Source organism: Streptomyces sp. SID4985 (assembly GCF_009863025.1).
Classification (GTDB): Bacteria; Actinomycetota; Actinomycetes; order Streptomycetales; family Streptomycetaceae; genus Streptomyces.
This window is the reverse complement of the sequence record NZ_WWIR01000222.1, coordinates 1-246: the sequence shown is the minus strand read 5'-3', so window position 1 is coordinate 246 and position 246 is coordinate 1. Positions and strand designations below refer to the sequence as shown.

At 77.6% G+C, this 246-nt stretch carries 1 pseudogene; it reads right to left on the bottom strand.

The window, feature by feature from the left end:
* Positions 1-246 (bottom strand): annotated as a pseudogene (locus GTW40_RS32580) (hypothetical protein); the annotation flags it as partial.

The window sequence follows — 246 nt, the reverse complement described above, 5'->3', positions numbered from 1 at the left end:
TTGAAGCCGCCGGTGCCACCGGGGCCGCGCCCGCTCGCACCGCCGGTGGCGCCGCCTCGGGCGGGACCGTCGGAGAAGTACGGAAGGTCGTCACGGGTGGGTTCGCCACCAGGACCACCAGGACCACCGGGACCGCCGGAGGCGCCAGGACCGCCGGGGCCGCTGGGGCCACCGGAACCACCGGGACGCGAGCCGCCCCCGAGCGGGCCGGAGGCCAGCGCCTCGGTCACGTCGAAGGAACCGGTG